We start from the raw sequence: 19,212 nt of genomic DNA, 5'->3' as shown, positions 1-19,212 counted from the left end.
CCGCTGATCCCCGCAACCGGTGGTGGCTCATGCCGGATCGGCGGGCCGGGCAGGCCCGGCAGGCCGGGCAGGCTCGGCGGGCTCGGCGGGCTCGGCGGGCTCGGCGGGCTCGGCGGGCTCGGCGGCGATGATCAACTCGGGGACGGCTCGTACGGTGACCGCCACCGAGATCAGCGTGAGCAGGCCGCCGGCGATGATCGCCGGGCGTGGGCCGATCCATGCGCCGGCGGCGCCGTGCAACAGGTTCGCCAGTTGTGGGCCGCCGGTCAGCACCACGGTCAGCAGGCCTTGGACCCGTCCGCGCAGCGCGTCGTCGGTGTGCGCCTGGGTGATCGCGTTGCGATGGGTGCTCAGCACGAAATTGACCGCGCCACCGAGCACCAGGGCAGGCAGCGCCAGCCACAATCGGGTGGTCAGGCCGAGCAGGACGACGGTTGCGCCCCAAGCGAGCGCGGCGGCGGCCATCGCCCGGCCGGACCGACGGATCCGGGTGAACGTGCCGGAGAGGAGCCCCGCCGCGATCACCCCGGCCGGGTAGGCGGCGTAGAACAGGCCCAGCACCGGGCCACCGCCGGCCGCATCGCCGTAGGTGTCGCGGGCCAGCTCCGGAAAGAGCACGACCGGCATGCCCAGCACCATGGCGGCGAGGTCAACCGCCAGGACCGCCATCAAAAGGCGGCTCGTCCGCAGATGCCGAAGACCATCGCGGAGACCACCATTGCCCCGCGCCGTCGACAACCCGGGACGGTCACCGCCCCGCCCGGAGCGGCCATCGTCCCGCCCAGAGCGGCCACTCAGCAGCAGCGCGCTTCGGGTCGGACGGGCTGGGGGTATCGGGGGCATCGCGGGCAGTCGGTGCACGGCGAGGAGAACGGCCAGGAGGGCTATCGCGTCGCAGAGGTAGAGGGTGTTCAGGCCGGCGCGTGGGATGAGCAGGCCGCCCAGGAGTGGGCCCAGGATCCAGCCGCCGTAGCGGACCAGGGAGTTCAGGCTGTTGCCGGCGGCCAGCAGGTCCGGTGGCAGCAGGCGGGGCAGGACCGCGCCCACGATGGTGGAGATCGCTCCGAAAGTCAGGCCCTGGCAGGTCACCAGGGCCAGCAGGATCGGCAGCGGACCGTCGAGGGTGGCGTGGGCCCACAACGCCGCATACGTCATGGCGAGACCGGACTGTGCCGCCAGCAGGACCACCCGCCGGTCCCAGCGGTCGGCCAGCGTGCCGGCGGTCAGCGCGCCGATCACCAGGCCGGCGAACGACAGCACCGCCGAGCCGCCGAGCGCGGCGGACGAGCCGGTCTTCGCATACAGCTGGGCCGGGACCGCGACCACACTGAACGAGCCGCCGACCGCTGTCACCAGCGACGCCGCCCACCAGCGACGGAACGCCGGAACGGCCAGTGGGCGACGGTCAGTGAGGGCCGCCCTCACGCGGCGACCACGTCGGCGACCACCGCCGCGACGTTGTCGTCGGCACCGGCCGCATAGGCGCGGGCGATCAGCTCGTCGAGCACTTGCCGTGGGTCTCCCGGGCCGGTCAGCACCGTATGGAGATCGCCGGCGGGGACGGCCGCGGACAGGCCGTCGGAGCACAGCAGATAACAGTCACCGACCGCGGCCTCGTGCACCGACAGATCGGCCTCCGCTCCGGCCGGGCCGGTCAGCGCCCGGACCAGCAGGGACCGCTGTGGGTGGGTGTCGGCCTCCGCCTCGCTGAGCCGGCCCTGATCGACGAGGGACCGCACATAGGTGTGATCGGTGGTGATCAGGCTCATCGCACCGCCCCGCAGGCGGTAGGCGCGGGTGTCGCCGATGTGGGCGAGCGCGAGCTGTGACCCGGACCAGAGCATCGCGGTGAGGGTGGTCGCCGCCTCGCCCTCGATCGCTCCGACCGCCCGGCCGGCGTCGCGGACCGCCTCGGCGAGCGCGCCGAGCAGATCCTCGGCCGGCACCGAGACCGTCTCCAGTGGTTTCAGCGCGTCGACCGCGGCCGCGCTCGCGCGGTTACCGGCGCCGCCACGCACCCCGTCGGCCACCGCCATCAGCCGTGGCCCGGCATAGGCGGTGTCCTCGTTGCTGTCCCGCACCGGGCCGGCCTCGGACCGTGCCGCGTAGCGGATCCCCAGAGCTCCCATCGCGCTGCCCCTCCCGGAGAGGTGGTCGACGAGGAAGGTGGCGAGCCGGCCCCGGTCGGCGGTCTCCGCCAGCACCCGCTGCCAGTAGGCGTCGACCTCGGCGGCTGCCTCGACGGCGGGCAGATCGCAGATCCGCCGGATCGTCGCGAGCGGCATGCCGAGCCGGCGCAGCCAGGCGATCAGGCGGGCCTGGTCGAGCTGCTCCGGCGCGTAGAGCCGATAGCCGGAGCCGTCGTCGACCGCGGCCGGCCGCAGCAGACCCAGCTCGTCGTAGAGCCGCAGCGCCTTCGGCGACAGCCGGGCCGCCCGGGCGAACACGCCGATCGTCAGCAGCTCGGGCACCGTGCCTCCCACCCCCGTGTCCTCGTGCCGGCCACCCCGGCCGGCTCCGACGATGCTGGGCCCTGCCCCAAGGGGAAGGTCAAGCCAGCTCCCAGAGAGCGCTGATCGGGACCGCGCGCATCCGGTCGCCGAACGGCAGGGTGCTCGCCCCGGTGTAGAGCACAATGCCGGCGATCAGGTCGTCGCCGAGACGGTCGGCGATCCGGCGCAGGCCCGCGAAGTCGTCGGAGCGGACCGTGGAGGCGGCCTTGACCTCGATGGCCACGACCTGGCGCTGCCTGTTCTCCAGAATGACGTCGACCTCGACCTTGTTGTGGTCGCGGTAATGATGGAGGTCGACCGTCTCCCGCGACCAGGTGGCCTGACGGGCCAGCTCGGACACGACGAAACCCTCCAGCAGCGGCCCGAGCGGCTGTCCCGGGCGCAGCAGCGCGTGCGCGTCGACGGCGAGTTGCTGGGCCGCGATGCCCGAGTCGACGAAGACGAGTTTCGGCGCGTGGGTGACCCGGCTGCCCAGGTTGCGGGACCAGCCGGGGATCCGCTTGATCAGGTAGACCTCTTCGAGCAGCTGCATGTAGCGGGCGATGGTGGGGCGGCTCAGGCCCAGCTCGGACTCCAGCGCGCCGGGCGCGATCAGCGACGCCGAGCGGGCGGCCAGCAGGCGGATCAGCGTCCGCAGCTGGGGCGCCTGCTCGATCCGGGCCAGCTCGCGCACGTCCCGATCGATCAGCGCCTGCACGTAGCCGTCCAGGAACCGGCCGCGGCGGCGGGCGTCGGCCCGGGTGACCGCCTCCGGGAGCCCGCCGCGGACGATGCGGCTCGCGTAGTCGGCGCGGGTCGCCGTGGACTCGTGCCGCACGTCGGGGCCGAGCCGGAAGACCGCGTCGATGAAACCGTCCGGCGTGCCGTCGATCTCGCCCTGGGAGAACGGCCACAGCTCGACCGTCTCCATCCGGCCGGGCAGCGCGTCCGGCGCGGCGCGCAGGCCGAACAGGCTCGACGAGCCGGTCAGCAGGAAACGGCCGGGGCGCGGGTCCTCGTCCACCGACACCTTGATGGCCAGCAGCAGGTCGGGGACACGCTGGATCTCGTCGATCACCATGAGCTCGTCGAAGGCGACGAAGCCGGACGGGTCGGCTCGCGCGGCGGCCCGGTCCTGCTCGCGGTCGAGGTCGCGGCGCTCGGCGGCGCGATCGCCGGCGGTCAGGCGCACCAGTGTGCTCTTGCCACTCTGCCGGGCGCCGCTGACGAGCACGACGCGGGTGTCCGCCAGGGCGGCCGCGATGAGCTGCTCGGCGTGTCTCGGGCGCAGGCCGGAGGGGTCCACCGGCCCCACGCTACCGGGTCCGGCTTGAGTTCCGCGAGGGCCCGGCTTACGTTGCGCGAGAGCCAGGCTTACGTTCCGCGAGAGTTGAGCTTTCGATCCGCGGGATGTCGGCTTTCGGTTCGCGACAGGTCGGCCTTCGATGTGCGAGCCGGTCGCCACCGGGGTTCCGGTGGCCGCCGTCGATACGGGAGGCTCGGAGCATGATTCATCGTCATTCCGGGCTCGTGTTCGCCGGGCACACTCTGGCCGTACCCCTGAATCATGCGGATCCGGACGGACCGCGCATCGAGATCTTCGCGCGGGAGGTGCGCGAGGCCGGGGTCGCTGCCGAAGGCAGGCCGTTTCTGCTCTACCTGCAGGGTGGGCCGGGGAACCGGTCGCCGCGGGATCTGCCGGTGTGGCTGCGGCGGGCGGCGCGGGACTACCGGGTGGTGCTGCTCGACCAGCGGGGCACCGGGCGCAGCACGCCGCTGACCCGGCAGACGCTGGCTGGGGTGGAGGATCAGGCGGGCTATCTGGCGCACTTCCGGGCGGACAGCATCGTGGCCGACGCCGAGCTGCTGCGCGCCCATCTGGCGGGCGACCGGCCGTGGAGTGTGCTGGGGCAGAGTTTCGGCGGGTTCTGCGCTGTCAGCTACCTCAGCTTCGCGCCGCACGGGCTCCGCGAGGTGATCATCACGGGTGGCCTGCCGGGGCTGACGGCGACCGCGGAGGACGTCTACCGGGCCGCCTATCCGCGGGTGCTGGCGCACAACGAGCGGTATTTCGAGCGGTATCCGGAGGACGAGGCGATCGCCCGGCGGGTCGTCGACGCGCTGCGGGACCAGGACGCCCGGCTGCCCGCCGGGGACCGGCTCACCCCGCGCCGGTTCCAGACGCTCGGCATCCACCTCGGGTCGAACGCTCGTTTCGACTCGCTGCATCACCTGCTGGAGGAGGCGTTCGCCGGCGACGACCTGTCGGAGCTGTTCCTGCGGCGGGTGGACGCCGCGGTCTCCTTCGTCGAGCAGCCGCTGTTCGCGGTGCTGCACGAGGCGATCTACGGGCAGGGCGCGGCCACCGGGTGGGCGGCGCACCGGGTCCGTGACGAGTTCCCGGCCTTCGACCTGGACGCCGGTGGGCCGGTCCGGTTCACCGGGGAGATGATCTACCCCTGGCTGTTCGAGGAGGACCCGGCCCTGGTGCCGCTCGCCGGCGCGGCGGCCCGGCTGGCCACGAAGGCCGACTGGGCGCCGCTCTACGATCTCGACCGGCTGGCCGCCAACGAGGTGCCGGTGGCGGCCGCCGTCTACTTCGACGACATGTACGTGGACCGGGACATGTCGCTGGCCACCGCGCGTCACATCCGCAACGTGCGGCCGTGGGTGACCAACGAGTACGCCCATGACGGCCTCGGACGCGACGAACGTGTCCTCGACCGCCTCCTCACCATGGTCAAGGATTAGCGGGGCAGCTCCTTGGCGATCACCTTGGCCAGCTCGCGGAACGCCTTGCCACGGTGGCTGATGGCGTCCTTCTCCGCGGGGCTGAGCTCGGCATTCGTACGCTCCTGGCCGTCCCCGACGAAGATCGGGTCGTAACCGAAACCGCCCTCGCCGCGCCGGCTGCGCAACAGCCGGCCGGTCTGGCGGCCCTCCACCAGGTGCTCGCGCCCGTTCGGCAGGACCAGCGCCGCGGCGCAGACGAACGCCCCGCCCCGATGCTCGTCGCCCACGTCGGAGATCTGCGCCAGCAGCAGGTCGAGGTTGGCGTCGTCCTTGCCGTCGCCGCTCGTGCCGGACCAGCGGGCGCTGAAGACGCCGGGCATGCCGTTCAACGCGTTGACCGCGATGCCGGAGTCGTCGGCGACCGTGGGCAGACCGGTACGCTTCGCGCCCTCGCGGGCTTTGATCAGCGCATTCTCCCCGAAGGTGAGGCCGGTCTCCGGCACGTCGGGGTAGCCCGGGAAGTCGCCCAGACCAGCGAGCTCGATCTGGGCGACACCGAGGGCGGCGTCGAGGATGCGCTGCAGTTCGACGAGCTTCTTCTTGTTGCCGGTTGCCAGGAGAAGCCGTGCGCTCACGCGGCCAGCGCCTTCTGCTGCAGGATCGCCAGGTCGGCGCAGCCCTGCACACCGAGGTCGAGCATCGCGTCGAGCTGGGCCCGGCGGAACACGCCGTTCTCCCCCGTGCCCTGGACCTCGACGAAGTCGCCCGCGCCGGTGCACACCACGTTGAGGTCGACCTCGGCCGAGACGTCCTCCTCGTAGTCGAGGTCGAGGCGCGCCTCACCGTTGTGCATGCCGACGCTGACCGCCTGGATCGAGGTGTGCAGCACCTTGTCGATCTTGCCAGCCAGCGACTTGCGCTCGGCCAGCCAGGTGACGGCGTCGTACAGCGCCACATAGGCCCCGGTGATCGCGGCCGTACGTGTACCCCCGTCGGCCTGGAGCACGTCGCAGTCGAGGACGATCGAGTTCTCCCCGAGCGCCTTCAGGTCGATGCACGCGCGCAGGCTCCGGCCGATCAGCCGGGAGATCTCCTGCGTACGCCCACCGATCTTGCCCTTGACACTCTCCCGGTCGCCGCGGGTGTCCGTGGCCCTGGGCAACATCGCATACTCAGCGGTGAGCCAGCCGAGCCCGGAGCCCTTGCGCCAGCGGGGCACCCCCTCGGTGACGCTCGCGGTGCACAGCACCCGGGTGTTTCCGAACTCCACCAGCACCGAACCTTCGGGGTGGATACTCCAGCGCCGGGTCAGCGTCACCGGTCGCAGCTGATCGGCCGTCCGGCCGTCGGGTCGCGCCATGCTACGTACCTTATGCGTAGCGTGCGGCTCCCGCTTCGTCCGCCCCGGATTCGCGGCCGGGAGCGCTCACCCGGCGCGGCGACGGCAGGCCGCTGAACGGCACCGCCGGGCGGATGAGACCGGCCATCGGCGCAGGGTACGCCTCGTGGGCCTGCAGGAAGCCCTCGACCGATTTCGGCCATCCATACCGCTCGGCCTGGGCCCGCGCTCCGGCCCGCCGCTCCACCCTCGGCCGCTCCATGATCCGGCTGACCCCGTCGGCGAACGCCTCGGCGGTGCCCGGCACGGCCACCCCGGCGTCACCGACCACCTCGGGCAGGGCGCTGTGCTCGTTGACCACCACGGGTGTCCCGCAGGCCATCGCCTCCAGCGCGGCCAGCCCGAACGTCTCGATCGGGCCGGGTGACAGCACCACGTCGGCGCTGGCCAGCAGCGCCGCGACGTCGGCCCGCTCGGAGATGTGCCCGGCGAAGCGCACCGGCAGCCGGGCGGCCCGGTAGGCCAGCGCCGTCCGCCGGGTGCCGTCACCGGCCATCACCAGCACCGCCGGCACCTTGCCGTTGCGCAACGACGCCACCGTGTCCACCGCGAGCTCGGGCCGCTTGGCCGCGGAGAGCCGGCTGCAGTAGACCATCAGCAGCTCGTCGGGCCGGGCGTAGCGGGCGCGGACCGAGACGTCCATCTTTCCCGGATGGAACAGGTCGAGGTCGACGCCGAGCGGCACCTCGACCAGGTTGGGCACCCCGATCCGGCGGAACTCCTCGGCGGCGAACGACGTGGTGCATACGATCGTGTCGAACGCCTCGGCGGTGCGCCGGTTGAACCGGTCGGCGAGGGCGTCACGTTTCGGCATGCCCCAGACACCGAGGAGGCCGGCCAGGCTCTCGTGGGACACCATCATCGACCGGACCCCGCGCTGCCGGGCCCACCCGCCGGTCCAGCGCAGCGTGGTGCGGTCGGAGACCTCGATCCGGTCGGGCTCCAAACTGTCCAGCAGTTTGATCAGCTCACGGCGGCCGGCGAGCACGCGATAGCCGCCGGTGCGCGGCAGCGGGGCGCTGGGCAGGGTGATGACACGGCCCTGCTTGGTGACCTTGTCGGAGTACTTACGACCGGGAATGACCAGGACGGCCTCGTGGCCGGCGGCCTGATAGCCGCGGCCCAACTGGCGCAGCGCGGTCCGCAGGCCACCGGTATGAACCGTGACGAAGTTGGCCAGGCGAACAATGCGCATGCAACAACTCCAAGGTCACGACAGCCGGTCCCTTACCCCCCGGCCCGGCTCAGAGATCGTATCTGGCGCCGGGACGGACGACTTCGACCGGTCCCGCATAGGCGGCGGTAGCCGCCTCCACAATAGATGCCTCACTGGCCCAGGCTGGTACCAGATGCGTCAGCAGGAGCCTGCCGACATCGGCCTTCGTCGCCGCCTCGCCGGCCTCGCCGCCGGTCAGGTGCAGGTCGGGCGGGTTGGCCAGGCCGTCCTGGTAACTCGCCTCACACAGGAACAGGTCGGCGCCGGCGGCCAGGCGCAGCAGCGCCTCACAGGGCGCGGTGTCCGACGAGTAGGCCAGCACCCGGCCCCCATGCTCGATGCGCACCCCATACGTCTCGACGGGGTGGTTGACCCGATCGACGGTCACCTGCAGCGGGCCGATCGGGAAGGTGCCGGGCTGCAGCCCGTAGAAGGTGTAGACGTCGTCGACCGGCTCGCCCTCGGTGCTGTAGGCGGCGGCGATCCGCTCGGCGGCGCCCAGCGGGGCGTAGACCGGCAGGGCCGGCAGCGGGCCGGACGGGTCGTAACGGCGCACCACGACGTAGGTGCACGCGTCGAGCATGTGGTCGCAGTGCAGATGAGTGAGGAGGATGGCGTCGACACGACGCATGTCCGAGTACCGCTGGAGGGCGGAGAGCGACCCGGAACCGAAGTCGATCAAGAGCCGGAACCCTTCGGCTTCCACGAGGTAGGCCGAACACGCCGACTCGGGGCCGGGGAAACTGCCGGCACAACCGAGAACGGTTAGTCGCATCCCGATCCCTCTGGCTCACACCGGGTTGCCCCACCGGACCGGCCGATGCCCGACCTCAACCTGGCCGAGCCGGACTTGTCTGACCAGTCAATCACGGAGCGAAGCGTACGCCGCGACCAGCGCTCGACGTTAACAACTGATCGATTTGTCGCTAAATCGACAACGCACATCACAGCATGATGACCAGGCTCATCACGTTTGCACCGTCACGTCCGGTGATCCATTCGCGTTGCTCAGGGTGAGTGCTCTGAAGATCATCGGATGGAGGCGACGTGACCGCGCTCGAGCAGGTCCCCACCACTCGCGTCGTGATGCCCGCGGAGGTCGTCGTCCGGCCCGCGCCCCCGCAGCCGGCGGTCTTCCGCTTCCCCGCGCCGGACGACCCGCCGCCGGGCGCCGGGCGGATGCTCGCGATCGCGACCTACAGCGCGGGACTCGGACTGTGCGGTGTCGCGGTCGGCCTCTATGCGGTGGTGGCCGTCTTCAGCGGGGCGCCGGTCTGGTATCTGCCGGCGCTGGCGGCGCTGACCCTGCTGAGCGTGGCGCTGGTGGTGGCCGCGTTCCTCGCCATCCACCAGCGCGCTCTGCCCTGGGTGTTGCTGCTGGCCGCGGCAGCGCCGATGGCCGCGAACGTCTACCTGACGATCTACCGCTAGGCCCAGAGCTGACCCTCGAGGGCCTCTTCGGCGTCGTTGAGAGTGCCGCCGTAGGCGCCGGTCGACAGGTATTTCCACCCACCGTCGCAGACCACGAACGCGACGTCGGCCCGGCGGCCCTCCTTGGCCGCCTCGTGCGCCACCGCCAGTGCGGCATGCAGGATGGCGCCGCTGGAGAAGCCCGCGAAGATGCCTTCGACCTCGATCAATTGACGGGTACGCAGAACCGCGTCCCGCGTGCCGACCGAGAACCGCCGGGTCAGCACCGAGGCGTCGTACAGCTCCGGCACATACCCCTCGTCGATGTTGCGCAGCCCGTAGACCAGCTCGCCATACCGCGGCTCGGCGGCGATGATCTGGATGCCCTCGACCTTCTCCCGGAGGAACCGGCCGGTGCCCATGAGCGTGCCGGTGGTCCCCAGACCCGCCACGAAGTGCGTGATCGTGGGCAGGTCGTGCAGCAGCTCCGGGCCGGTGGTCTCGTAGTGGGCGCGAGCGTTCGCCGGGTTTCCGTACTGGAACAGCATCTTCCAGTCGGGGTGCTCGGCGGCGATCTGCTTGGCGGTGGCGACGGCCTGGTTCGACCCGCCCGCCGCCGGCGAGAAGATGATCTCCGCGCCATACATCCGGAGGAGCTGGGTCCGCTCGGCCGACACGTTCTCCGGCATCACGCAGACGAGCCGGTAGCCTCGCAGTTTCGCCACCATGGCCAGCGCGATGCCGGTGTTGCCGCTGGTCGGCTCCAGGATGGTGTCACCCGGGCGCAGGTGACCCGACTCCTCGGCCTCGCGCACCATGAAGAGCGCGGCACGGTCCTTGATGCTGCCGGTCGGGTTGCGGTCCTCCAGCTTGGCCCAGAGCCGCACCGGCGGCGCCCCCTCGGGCACCGCCGGGGAGAGGCGGGGCAGGCCGACGAGCGGCGTGCCCCCGCACGCGTCCAGCAGGCTCTCGTAACGAGCCATCGATCTTACCGACTGCCGAGCAGGGCCGCGGCCGCCGCGAAACCGAGCGCGCCACCGGCGACGGCCGGGAGGATGGTGATCGAGTCGCCGTCCTTCACCTTGGCGTCGAGCGCGCCGAGGAAGCGAACGTCCTCGTCGTTGACGTAGATGTTGACGAACCGGTGCAGGCCACCCTCGGGGGTGATCAGCCGGCCCTTGAGGCCGCTGTGCTTGGCGTCCAGGTCGTCGATCAGCGCGGTGAGGGTGTCACCGGCGCCCTCGACGATCTTGGCGCCGCCGGTGTAGCTACGCAGGATGGTGGGAACGCGAACTTCGATGGCCATGGCTGAATTTCTCCTAGAGGAGTCGAAATGAAAGGACGAACGGGGTCGGTCTGGTCGGGTCGCACGCGTTAGCGGCAGCGACACTCATAGAAGACCGACGCCGGGCTCTGCCCGAACATGAACGACTGCACTGCTGCGGAAATCACGCCTTCACCGTCGCATCCACGATGTTGACCTCTTCTTCGGTCACCACACCGTCCACGATACGGAACGACCGAATCTCCTCCGAGTCCGGCTCGCGGGTCGAGACCAGGAGGTAGTGCGCGTTGGGCTCGCCGGCGAACGAGATGTCGGTCCGTGACGGATACGCCTCGGTCGCGGTGTGCGAGTGGTAGATGACCACCGGCTCCTCGTCGCGATCGTCCATCTCGCGCCAGACCCGCAGATGCTCCATCGAGTCGAACTCGTAGAACGTCATCGAACGGGCGGCATTGTCCATCGGGATGTGCCGGGCCGGCACGTCACTGTCGATCGGGCCCGCGACGACGCCACAGGCCTCGTCCGGGTGGTCCCGGCGGGCGTGGGCGACGATCGCGTCAACGATCGCTCGGTCGATGGTCAGCACGGCGTTCACATTACCGAAGCAATCCGCCACCTGACCGGTGGCGGTGCACACACCCGCAATCATTGAATGTCGGGTAGCGCGTTCAGCAGCGACTCCTGTAGGTAGCCGAGATACGCATACACCGACAGCTGGAAAACGCGGCTCGACCCCGGGTCCTCGAGCACCGCCTGGTCCAGCTCGTCACCCAGATCGGTGTCGGCATGGATCTCCAGCCGGGTGCCCATGGCGAGGCGCGCGTCGTTTATCGCACGGAGCCAGGCCTCGGCGGCCTCGCCGTCCAGCCGTACCTCCCCCTCGCCCTCGTCCGGAAGGGCGGCGAGGATCGCGCCCGCCTGGTCGATCTTGCTGGTTTTCAGATCGCCCTCGGTGTAGAGCCGGAACTCCTGCGAGTCCTCCGGACGATCCGGGTAGATGTCCGGGAAGAGGCGGGAGACCACCGGATCGGTGTGGTCCATCCCGTCGGTCAGCAGGCCGACCACCTCAGCGGCCACCTTGCGCAAGACCCGCACCTCGTCGTGCGCGAACGTGGCAACACAGTGGCTACCGCTGCGTCGGAACATGTGCTTTACCCCACCCGATCGCCGATAAATTCATCCGGCCGGCCGACGGTCAACCGCGGTCGACCGTGGCCCAGAGACCGTATCCGTGCAGTTGGTTGGCGTCCATCTCCATGCGCTCCCGCGCGCCGATGGAGACCACCGCCTTCCCTTTCGTGTGCACGTCCATCATCAGCCTCTCGGCCTTTTCCTTGCTGTAGCCGAAGAGCTTCTGGAAGACCCAGGTCACATACGACATGAGGTTGACCGGGTCGTCCCAGACGATGGTCACCCACGGCCGGTCCTCGGCCGGTACTTCCTCGATCTCCGGCGTCTCCACGGGAGCAACCTGAGGCAACGCCATGCCCCCCATGGTGCCACCGGATCCGGCGAACCGGTGAACCAGGCATCCAACCCCAGGTCAGCGGCCGCGTCGCGCCCCATCGCCGGGCTCGTCGTAGGGTATGACCGTGGAGACGATCGCGCCGGCCCTGATGACCGACCAGTACGAGCTGACGATGGTCAGCGCCGCGCTGCGCGACGGCACCGCCGACCGGCACTGTGTCTTCGAGGTCTTCGCCCGGCGGCTGCCGACCGGGCGGCGCTACGGCGTGGTGGCCGGCACCGGGCGGCTGATCGAGCTGATCCGTGACTTCCGGTTCGAGCCGGGCGAGATCGAGTTCCTGCGGTCGGCCGGGATCGTCGACGACGCGGCCGCCACATGGCTCTCCGGCTATCGCTTCAGCGGCGAGATCGAGGGGTACGGCGAGGGCGAGCTGTTCTTCCCGGGCTCCCCCATCCTGACCGTCACCGGCAAGTTCGCCGAGTGCGTGGTGCTGGAGACCCTGATCCTGTCGGTGCTCAACCACGACTGCGCGATCGCGGCCGCCGCGGCCCGCATGGTCACCGCGGCCCGCGGGCGCCCGATCATCGAGATGGGCTCCCGGCGCACCCACGAGCACGCCGCGGTCGCCGCCGCCCGGGCCGCCTACCTGGCCGGGTTCGCCTCCACGTCCAACCTGGCGGCCGGCCGCGCCTACGGCATCCCGACCACGGGCACCTCGGCACATGCGTTCACGCTCCTGCACGACGACGAGCCGGCCGCGTTCGCGTCCCAGGTGGCGGCGCTCGGCAAGAACACCACGCTGCTCGTCGACACGTACGACATCAGCCAGGGCATCCGCAACGCGATCGCGGTGGCCGGGCCGGACCTGCGCGCCGTCCGGATCGACTCCGGTGACCTGTCCGTCCTCGCCCAGCAGTCTCGTGAGCTGCTCGACTCGCTCGGCGCGACCGAGACGAAGATCATCGTCTCCGGCGACATGGACGAGTATTCGATCGCCACCCTCGCCGCCGAGCCGGTCGACATCTACGGCGCCGGCACCGCCGTGGTCACCGGCTCCGGGGCGCCCACCGCCAGCCTGGTCTACAAGCTCGTCGAGGTCGACGGCCGCCCGGTGGTCAAGCGCTCGGAGAACAAGGCGACGGTCGGCGGCCGCAAGACCGCGATCCGCCGGCACAAACCCACCGGCACCGCCACCGAGGAGATCATCTACTCGCAGGGCGTGCCCGACCACCAGACCAACGACCGGCTGCTGCAGCGCACCTACGTCGCCGGCGGCGAGGTGCTCGACACACCGAGCCTGGCCGAGTCGCGGGAGCACCTCCGGCAGAATCTGATCTCCATCCCGTGGGAGGGCCTCAAGCTCTCCGCGGGCGACCCCGCCATTCCGGTCGTCATCGTTCCCACCGCCTAGGGGGCCACCATGTCACGCGCACTGATCATCGTGGACGTGCAGAACGACTTCTGTGAGGGCGGCTCGCTGCCGGTCACCGGGGGCGCGGCCGTCGCCAAGGGCATCTCGCTGGTCCTCGACAAGGCCGGCGACCGGTGGGATCACGTCGTCGCCACCAAGGACTACCACGTCGACCCGGGCACGCACTTCAGCGACCACCCCGACTTCGTCGACACCTGGCCGGCCCACTGCGTCGCCGGTTCCGCCGGCTCCGACTTCCACCCCGAGCTGGCCACCGGGCGGATCGAGGCGATCTTCCACAAGGGCGCGCACCAGGCTGCCTACTCCGGCTTCGAGGGCGCGACGGAGGAGGGCGAGACCCTCGCCGGGTGGCTGCGGGGCAAGGGAGTCACCGAGGTCGAGGTGGTCGGCATCGCGACAGACCATTGTGTACGAGCGACCGCGCTCGATGCCGCGAAAGAGGGATTCACCACCACCGTGCTGCTGGAACTGACCGCCGGGGTGGCCCGCGCCACCACCGACGCGGCCGTCGAGCAGTTCCGTGCCGCCTCGATCGAGACGACCGGGAGCCCCGTCGTTGACGCCTGAGGTCCGCCCGTTCACGGAGTCCGACTGGGCGGCGGTGTGGGCCATCGTGCAGGACGTGATCCAGGCCGAGGAGACGTTCCCCTACGATCCGGCGATGCCCGAGGCCGTGGCCCGCGCCATGTGGGTCGAGCAGCCACCCGGCCTGACCGTCGTCGCCGTGGTGGACGGCCGGGTGGTCGGCACCGCCAAGATGGGCGCCAACCGGCCCGGCCCCGGCTCGCACGTCTCCACCGCCAGTTTCATGGTGGCGGCCGGCGCACGGGGGCGTGGGGTGGGCACGGCCCTGTGCCGGTTCGCCGTCGGCTGGGCCCGCCGCAACGGCTTCGCCGGCATGCAGTTCAACGCGGTCGTCGAGAGCAACACGAGAGCCGTCGAGCTGTACCGTCGCGAGGGCTTCCAGGTGATCGGCACGGTTCCGCGGTCGTTCCGGCACCCGGTCCACGGCCGGGTCGGCCTCCACGTGATGTATCACGAGTTCGACAGCCCATGAGCTTCCTGCTGCTGCACGGCTGGCAAAATCGCCGGCCGCCCGGCCACTGGCACCACTGGCTCGCCGGGGAGCTCACCGCGGCCGGCCGGCACGTCGTCTACCCGCAGCTCCCCGAGCCGGACAAGCCGGTCCTCGCCGACTGGCTCGCCGCCCTCCATGCCCACCTGGCGTCGATGCCCGCCGGTGAGCGGACCGTCGTCTGTCACAGCCTCGGCTGCCTGCTCTGGCTGAACGCGGCCGCCACCGGCCAGGTCACCCAGCCGGTCGACCGGGTGCTGCTCGTCGCCCCGCCCGGGCCGGACGTCACCGTGGCGATCCCGGAGATCGCCGGCTTCCTCCCGCCGCCCGCCACCACCGGGCAACTCGGCGCGGCGGGCCGGCACACGCGCCTGGTGTGCTCCGACAACGACCCGTACTGTCCCGCCGGCGCGGCAGCCGACTACGGCGTCCCCCTCGGCATCCCGGTCACGGTCCTGCACGGCGCCGCCCACCTCGACATCGACGCGGGGTACGGCCCCTGGCCCTCGATCCGGGACTGGTGCCTCAGCGGCTCCCCGGACGCGCCGCTGTCGGCTCGGGCGGGCTGAGGGCGTACCCCTGCATCAGCTTCTTTTTAATCAGTTGACGTCGATATCATGACCCGATGGCGCGACGGGGCCGCTTGTCCGACAGCAGATACCGGCTGTCCTATCTGTACGCGGCGATCGGCGCGCTCCTGCTCGTGACCGCGTTCGCGCTGCTCCATCCCGCGCGGCACACCCCCGGCTTCGCCGACGAACTGCGCATCAGCATCGGCGCCAACCTGATCGACCTCACCCTCGCCGTGCTCGTCCTGCAGCCGCTGGTCCTCTACCTCAGCCGCAACGCGGTGCGACGGCGCAACCGGCTCGACTACCGTGACGTCCTCGATCGCATCGAAACCGCCAAGGACCGCGTCGACCTGTGGAAACACTGGACCGGGCTGCTGGAGAGCCCACACGAGGCCCGCTTCGCCGAAGCGGTCCGCGGCGCCCTCGACCGTGGTGTCCGCTTCCGTATCATGCTGACCGACCCGTCGTCCCCCGACGCCGCCGAACGGGCCCGCCAGGTCGCGCCGACCGACGCCATCACCGCGATCCGGCAGAACATCGAACGCCTCGAAGCCTTCAGCGCCGCACTCCCCGCCCGGCACCGCCCCGCCTTCCAGGTCCGCATCAGCACGACCGGCCCGGCACACGCCTTCTACCGCGTCGACGACTGGCTGACGTACGGCGTCTTCCGCGACAGACGCGTCAGCGAAAGCTCCCAGCGCGAGGTCCGGGTGCACGGCGACCTCGGCGAGCTGGCCCTCGAAGCCTTCGAGAACCGCTGGAACGGGGTCGGCCTGCAGAGCATCGCCGCCCACTACCGGATGCGGTTGCAGCTCACGGTCAACGACGACACCTCGGAGTACGAACTCCGCTACGTCATCCACGACGGTGAACCGTGGGTCAACGTCAACCCGACCGCCCTGCCGCACGCCTTCCACCCCGACCATCGGGTCACCACCCCGGGACCCGGCGCCACCCGCTGGATCCTGGCCGCCGCCACCCCGGAAACGCTGGACCGCGTCACGGCGCTGTACACAGCCAAGTACGGACCCGGCGAGGGCCCGGTGCTCCTGCGCCTCACCGCACCCTGACCCCCTGCCGTCAGCCGTCCCGCACCGGGTTGTGCCGGCGCTCGACGCCGGCATGTGTCGTGCCACTGCTCGACACCGATCCGGGTCACGCGCTCCCGACAACGGCCAGGGCACTAGCACCTCCCAGCGCCATACCCCTGTCACACCGCCCTGCGGCGGTCGTCCCCCGCAAGTCCTGCCCCCGGCCGGACACAGTGCACAATCCGGCTCTGGACGAAGCCCCAACTATGAGGGCGAAACTCAAGCGACTGGGGAGGTGCCCTCCCGAACTCCTAGCTTCTCTGCATCCCAACCCGATTCATCCCTTTTCTGCCCGATCGCCGGCCATCTCGGTGGCCAGCCGCAAACATCCAGGCTCTCGACGATCTTGCTCGTTGCTCACCGCCCTGATGGGCATGGTCGAGCAGAGCCTGCTTCGCGTTGTGGGCCCTGCTCCCTCCCGCAGTTGCTGGGGTAGCGGGCGCGCAAGGCGAGGTCACGGCCGATCAACCATGCAAGGTCAGCTCACAGTGATGGCATCCGCTACTCCGATGCCGGGCGAACGTCGGCGGGCACAAGCAGGCAGGTCCGTCCCGACGAGGGTTGCCGCTCGGCGACGGCGTCCTCTCGACAAGAGGCAGCATCACGACAACGCGGCAGCCGACTCCGCCGGGCCACCGAAAGGACCCATGAGACGAGAGCAGCGACCGAGAAGCCCGCCCGACCAGGACCCTACCGCGGCGCGGGATCGGCGACCGATGGCTCCGCCGCCTCGACGGCGGAAGACGTCGCAGAAGCCGCAACAGACGGCTCCGCCGAGGCGGCAGCGGAAGACGCCCCAGGATCAACCCCAGACGCCTGCGCTGCGCCCGCAGCAGACGACGCCGCAGAACCCGCAACAGACGGCTGCGCCGCGTCGGCCGCGAAGGGTGCCACAGAAACAGCGACAGCCGGCCCCGCCGAGGCCGCAGCGGAAGACGCCCCAGAATCAACCCCCAGACGGCTGCGCCGCGTCGGCCGCGAAGGGTGCCGCAGAAACTGCGACAGCCGGCTGCGCCGGGGCGGAAGCGGAAGACGCCACAGGGACAACCCCAGACGGCTCCGCCGAGGCGACAGCGGAAGACGCCGTCTCGTCTGCCGAGGGTGGCGTCGGCGTATCACGACGGTGGCGCAACTCGGTCGGGAGGACCAGGAGGGCGACCAGCACGCCGACCGCGCCCACCGCCACGAACCCCCACGCCGGGCCCCAATGGTCGATCGCCAGACCCGCCAGCGGGGCGCCGCAGGCGACGCCGACGGTGAGGGCCGAATTGTGCAGGCCCATGGCCTCGCCCCGGGCGCCGGCCGGGATCAGGCGGCTGATGGCGTCGGAGCTGGCGGTGATGGTGGGGGCGCACAGCGAACCCGCCGGGATCAGCAGGAGGGCCAGCAACGCCCAGTGGTCGCCGCCCAGGCCGACCGGGATGGTGAGGACCGCCATCGGGGCGAAGAGCAGCAGCATCGGCACGCCGCGCTTGACCATGCCGTAGAGGAAGCCGCCGACCAGGGAGAACAGCGCCCACAGCGACAGGACCAGGCCGGCCCACTCGGTATGGCCGGTCTCGCGCAGGACCGCGACGACCGCCACGTCGGTGCCGGACAGGACCAGGGTGGCCGCCATCGTGACGGCGAGGATGGCGACGAAACGGGGCTTGAGCCAGCTCCGCCGGGGCACCCTCGCACCCGAGACGGGGGCCTCGTGGGCGGCCCGGACGGGCGGGTCGAGCAGCCACAGGCCGACGCCGGCCAGCAGGATGCCGACGGCCAGCATGATCATCGCGAAGCGGGAGCCGGCGGTGGTGACGATCAGGACGCCGAGCGCGGGACCGGCCATGAACGACAATTCGGTGGTCATCGAGTCGAGCGCGAACGCGGGCAGCCGATGTGACTCCGGGGTGAGCGCGGCGATCGCCTGCCGGGCCACGGAGAACGCGGGCAGCGCCAGGAAACCGCCGACCGCGGCGACCGGGAGCAACGCCCAATACGGCAAGGCCTGCGCCACCAGCCAGTAGACGACCTCGGCCACCGTGGTGAGGACGAGGATCGGCCGCAGGCCCCAGCGGTCGATGAGCCGGCCCATCACCGGGGCGCCGAACGAGCCGCCGATCGTGGACGCCGCGCCGACCAGACCGGCCGCACCGTAGGTCAGGTGGAGCCCCTCGACGACGTGCAGGGTGAGGACCACCGCGGCCGCCGCGATCGGGATGCGGGCGAGCGTGGCGACGACCAGCACCGACGTGATCTTCGGCAGGGCGAGTGTTTCGCGGTAAGGCGTGAGCGACATGGTGGATCCTGACCTCCACCGCACATCCTGCCGTGGGGGTACGACACAAAGCCAACCGCTCCCGGCCCCGCCCCTGGTCCTCAAGCGCCCGGTGTGACGAGCGACGCATCGTCGGCCAGGATCACCGCTTGGGTGCGGCGGCCGGGACCGCGCGGGTGACGAGGAAACGAAACGGCCCGCACTCGCGAGGAGTGCGGGCCGTTCGTGGTGACTACGGGTGATCAACGATCGCGGTCGCTGGCCACGTCTTCCTGGTAGGTCGCGCCACCGTCCGACTCCGCGGTGAGCGGCCGGGCGCCGCCCTCGGGCGGGCCGGCGAGGGAGTGACCGGCCGCCAGCTCCGGGAACTTGACGTCGAAGGCGGGGCGCTCGGAGCGGATCCGCGGCATCCGGTCGAAGTTGCGCAGCGGCGGCGGGCTGGAGGTCGCCCACTCGAGCGAGTTGCCGTGGCCCCACGGGTCGTCGGCGGTGACGACCTTGCCGACCTTGTACGACTTCCACACGTTGTAGATGAACGGCAGCGTCGACAGGCCCAGGATGAAGGAGCCGATCGTGGAGAACGTGTTCAGGAAGGTGAACCCGTCCTCGGGCAGGTAGTCGATGTACCGCCGGGGCATGCCCTTGGTGCCGAGCCAATGCTGCACCAGGAACGTGCCGTGGAAGCCGATCATCGTGAGCCAGAAGTGGATCTTCGCGAGGCGCTCGTCGAGCATCCGGCCGAACATCTTCGGGAACCAGAAGTAGATGCCGGCGAACAC

At 70.8% G+C, this 19,212-nt stretch carries 20 protein-coding genes and 1 pseudogene; 7 read left to right on the top strand and 14 right to left on the bottom strand.

Translation table 11 applies throughout. The features are described from left to right. Positions 1-27 precede the first annotated feature (27 nt). The 3 genes from BM290_RS35160 to BM290_RS35150 form a co-directional block, all read right to left on the bottom strand. Positions 28-1,425 carry an MFS transporter gene (locus BM290_RS35160; protein ID WP_093620273.1) on the bottom strand — a complete coding sequence of 466 codons (1,398 nt, stop codon included), beginning with the start codon at positions 1,423-1,425 and terminating at the stop codon, positions 28-30. Beyond that, on the bottom strand, positions 1,422-2,471 hold the full coding sequence (locus BM290_RS35155; protein WP_203779637.1) for a MerR family transcriptional regulator: 1,050 nt from the start codon (positions 2,469-2,471) through the stop codon (positions 1,422-1,424). The genes BM290_RS35160 and BM290_RS35155 overlap by 4 nt, the downstream gene beginning before the upstream one ends. 79 nt (positions 2,472-2,550) lie before the next feature. Next, entirely contained in the window at positions 2,551-3,798 is a 1,248-nt protein-coding gene (locus BM290_RS35150; RefSeq protein ID WP_239143940.1) for an ATP-binding protein, read from the bottom strand. Between the two features lie 200 nt (positions 3,799-3,998). Between BM290_RS35150 and BM290_RS35145 the strand changes: the two genes are divergently transcribed. Then, the gene (locus tag BM290_RS35145) at positions 3,999-5,243 is read left to right on the top strand and encodes an alpha/beta fold hydrolase (RefSeq protein WP_093620272.1); all 1,245 of its coding nucleotides are present in this window, start codon (positions 3,999-4,001) and stop codon (positions 5,241-5,243) included. Here the strand turns inward: BM290_RS35145 and rdgB are convergent. From rdgB to BM290_RS35125, 4 genes are read right to left on the bottom strand one after another with little or no spacing between them, the layout of a single operon-like run. Further along, positions 5,240-5,860 carry an RdgB/HAM1 family non-canonical purine NTP pyrophosphatase gene (rdgB, locus tag BM290_RS35140; RefSeq protein ID WP_093620271.1) on the bottom strand — a complete coding sequence of 207 codons (621 nt, stop codon included), beginning with the start codon at positions 5,858-5,860 and terminating at the stop codon, positions 5,240-5,242. The two genes, BM290_RS35145 and rdgB, sit on opposite strands and share 4 nt — an antisense overlap. Beyond that, positions 5,857-6,585: a ribonuclease PH gene (rph, locus tag BM290_RS35135; protein ID WP_093620270.1), complete on the bottom strand. Its 729-nt coding sequence runs from the start codon at positions 6,583-6,585 to the stop codon at positions 5,857-5,859. The genes rdgB and rph overlap by 4 nt, the downstream gene beginning before the upstream one ends. A gap of 10 nt (positions 6,586-6,595) precedes the next feature. Continuing rightward, positions 6,596-7,819, bottom strand: a complete 1,224-nt coding sequence (locus BM290_RS35130) for a glycosyltransferase (protein WP_093620269.1) — start codon at positions 7,817-7,819, stop codon at positions 6,596-6,598. A gap of 49 nt (positions 7,820-7,868) precedes the next feature. Then, on the bottom strand, positions 7,869-8,615 hold the full coding sequence (locus tag BM290_RS35125) for an MBL fold metallo-hydrolase (RefSeq protein ID WP_093620268.1): 747 nt from the start codon (positions 8,613-8,615) through the stop codon (positions 7,869-7,871). 272 nt (positions 8,616-8,887) lie between these two features. Here BM290_RS35125 and BM290_RS35120 point away from each other — a divergent pair, with 272 nt between their 5' ends. Next, positions 8,888-9,271, top strand: coding sequence for a hypothetical protein (locus BM290_RS35120; RefSeq protein ID WP_177320022.1), 384 nt, complete (start codon positions 8,888-8,890; stop codon positions 9,269-9,271). On the opposite strand, the gene BM290_RS35115 is transcribed toward BM290_RS35120, so the two are convergent. From BM290_RS35115 to clpS, 5 genes and pseudogenes are all read right to left on the bottom strand, one after another. After that, positions 9,268-10,233: a PLP-dependent cysteine synthase family protein gene (locus tag BM290_RS35115; RefSeq protein WP_093620267.1), complete on the bottom strand. Its 966-nt coding sequence runs from the start codon at positions 10,231-10,233 to the stop codon at positions 9,268-9,270. The two genes, BM290_RS35120 and BM290_RS35115, sit on opposite strands and share 4 nt — an antisense overlap. A gap of 5 nt (positions 10,234-10,238) precedes the next feature. After that, positions 10,239-10,556 (bottom strand): MoaD/ThiS family protein, encoded by a 318-nt coding sequence (locus BM290_RS35110; protein WP_093620266.1) that lies wholly within the window; start codon positions 10,554-10,556, stop codon positions 10,239-10,241. 68 nt (positions 10,557-10,624) lie between these two features. Continuing rightward, positions 10,625-11,121: pseudogene (locus tag BM290_RS35105) on the bottom strand (M67 family metallopeptidase). A 59-nt stretch (positions 11,122-11,180) separates the two neighbouring features. After that, entirely contained in the window at positions 11,181-11,681 is a 501-nt protein-coding gene (locus tag BM290_RS35100) for a DUF2017 domain-containing protein (protein ID WP_093620265.1), read from the bottom strand. A gap of 49 nt (positions 11,682-11,730) precedes the next feature. After that, on the bottom strand, positions 11,731-12,021 hold the full coding sequence (clpS, locus tag BM290_RS35095; RefSeq protein WP_093620264.1) for an ATP-dependent Clp protease adapter ClpS: 291 nt from the start codon (positions 12,019-12,021) through the stop codon (positions 11,731-11,733). Positions 12,022-12,127: 106 nt separating this feature from the next. Between clpS and BM290_RS35090 the strand changes: the two genes are divergently transcribed. Genes BM290_RS35090 through BM290_RS35070 form a run of 5 tightly spaced genes read left to right on the top strand, consistent with a single transcriptional unit; the run spans position 12,128 to position 16,152 of the window. After that, positions 12,128-13,414: a nicotinate phosphoribosyltransferase gene (locus BM290_RS35090; protein ID WP_093620428.1), complete on the top strand. Its 1,287-nt coding sequence runs from the start codon at positions 12,128-12,130 to the stop codon at positions 13,412-13,414. Positions 13,415-13,423: 9 nt separating this feature from the next. Continuing rightward, positions 13,424-14,002, top strand: coding sequence for an isochorismatase family protein (locus BM290_RS35085; RefSeq protein WP_093620263.1), 579 nt, complete (start codon positions 13,424-13,426; stop codon positions 14,000-14,002). Then, positions 13,992-14,492 carry a GNAT family N-acetyltransferase gene (locus BM290_RS35080; protein WP_093620262.1) on the top strand — a complete coding sequence of 167 codons (501 nt, stop codon included), beginning with the start codon at positions 13,992-13,994 and terminating at the stop codon, positions 14,490-14,492. The genes BM290_RS35085 and BM290_RS35080 overlap by 11 nt, the downstream gene beginning before the upstream one ends. Continuing rightward, on the top strand, positions 14,489-15,079 hold the full coding sequence (locus BM290_RS35075; RefSeq protein ID WP_093620261.1) for an RBBP9/YdeN family alpha/beta hydrolase: 591 nt from the start codon (positions 14,489-14,491) through the stop codon (positions 15,077-15,079). Before BM290_RS35080 ends, BM290_RS35075 begins: the two co-directional genes overlap by 4 nt. Positions 15,080-15,135: 56 nt before the next feature. After that, positions 15,136-16,152 (top strand): hypothetical protein, encoded by a 1,017-nt coding sequence (locus BM290_RS35070; RefSeq protein WP_143134033.1) that lies wholly within the window; start codon positions 15,136-15,138, stop codon positions 16,150-16,152. 967 nt (positions 16,153-17,119) lie between these two features. On the opposite strand, the gene BM290_RS35065 is transcribed toward BM290_RS35070, so the two are convergent. Both BM290_RS35065 and BM290_RS35060 read right to left on the bottom strand, forming a co-directional pair. After that, positions 17,120-18,454: an MFS transporter gene (locus BM290_RS35065; protein WP_093620259.1), complete on the bottom strand. Its 1,335-nt coding sequence runs from the start codon at positions 18,452-18,454 to the stop codon at positions 17,120-17,122. A gap of 221 nt (positions 18,455-18,675) precedes the next feature. Continuing rightward, positions 18,676-19,212, bottom strand: a 537-nt coding sequence (locus BM290_RS35060; protein WP_177320021.1) for a cbb3-type cytochrome c oxidase subunit I, incomplete at its 5' end; no start/stop codon positions are given.

It is taken from the genome of Actinoplanes philippinensis (assembly GCF_900113015.1).
GTDB lineage: Bacteria > Actinomycetota > Actinomycetes > Mycobacteriales > Micromonosporaceae > Actinoplanes > Actinoplanes philippinensis.
Note: the sequence above shows the minus strand (reverse complement) of the source record. Positions and strands in the feature narration are given on the sequence as shown.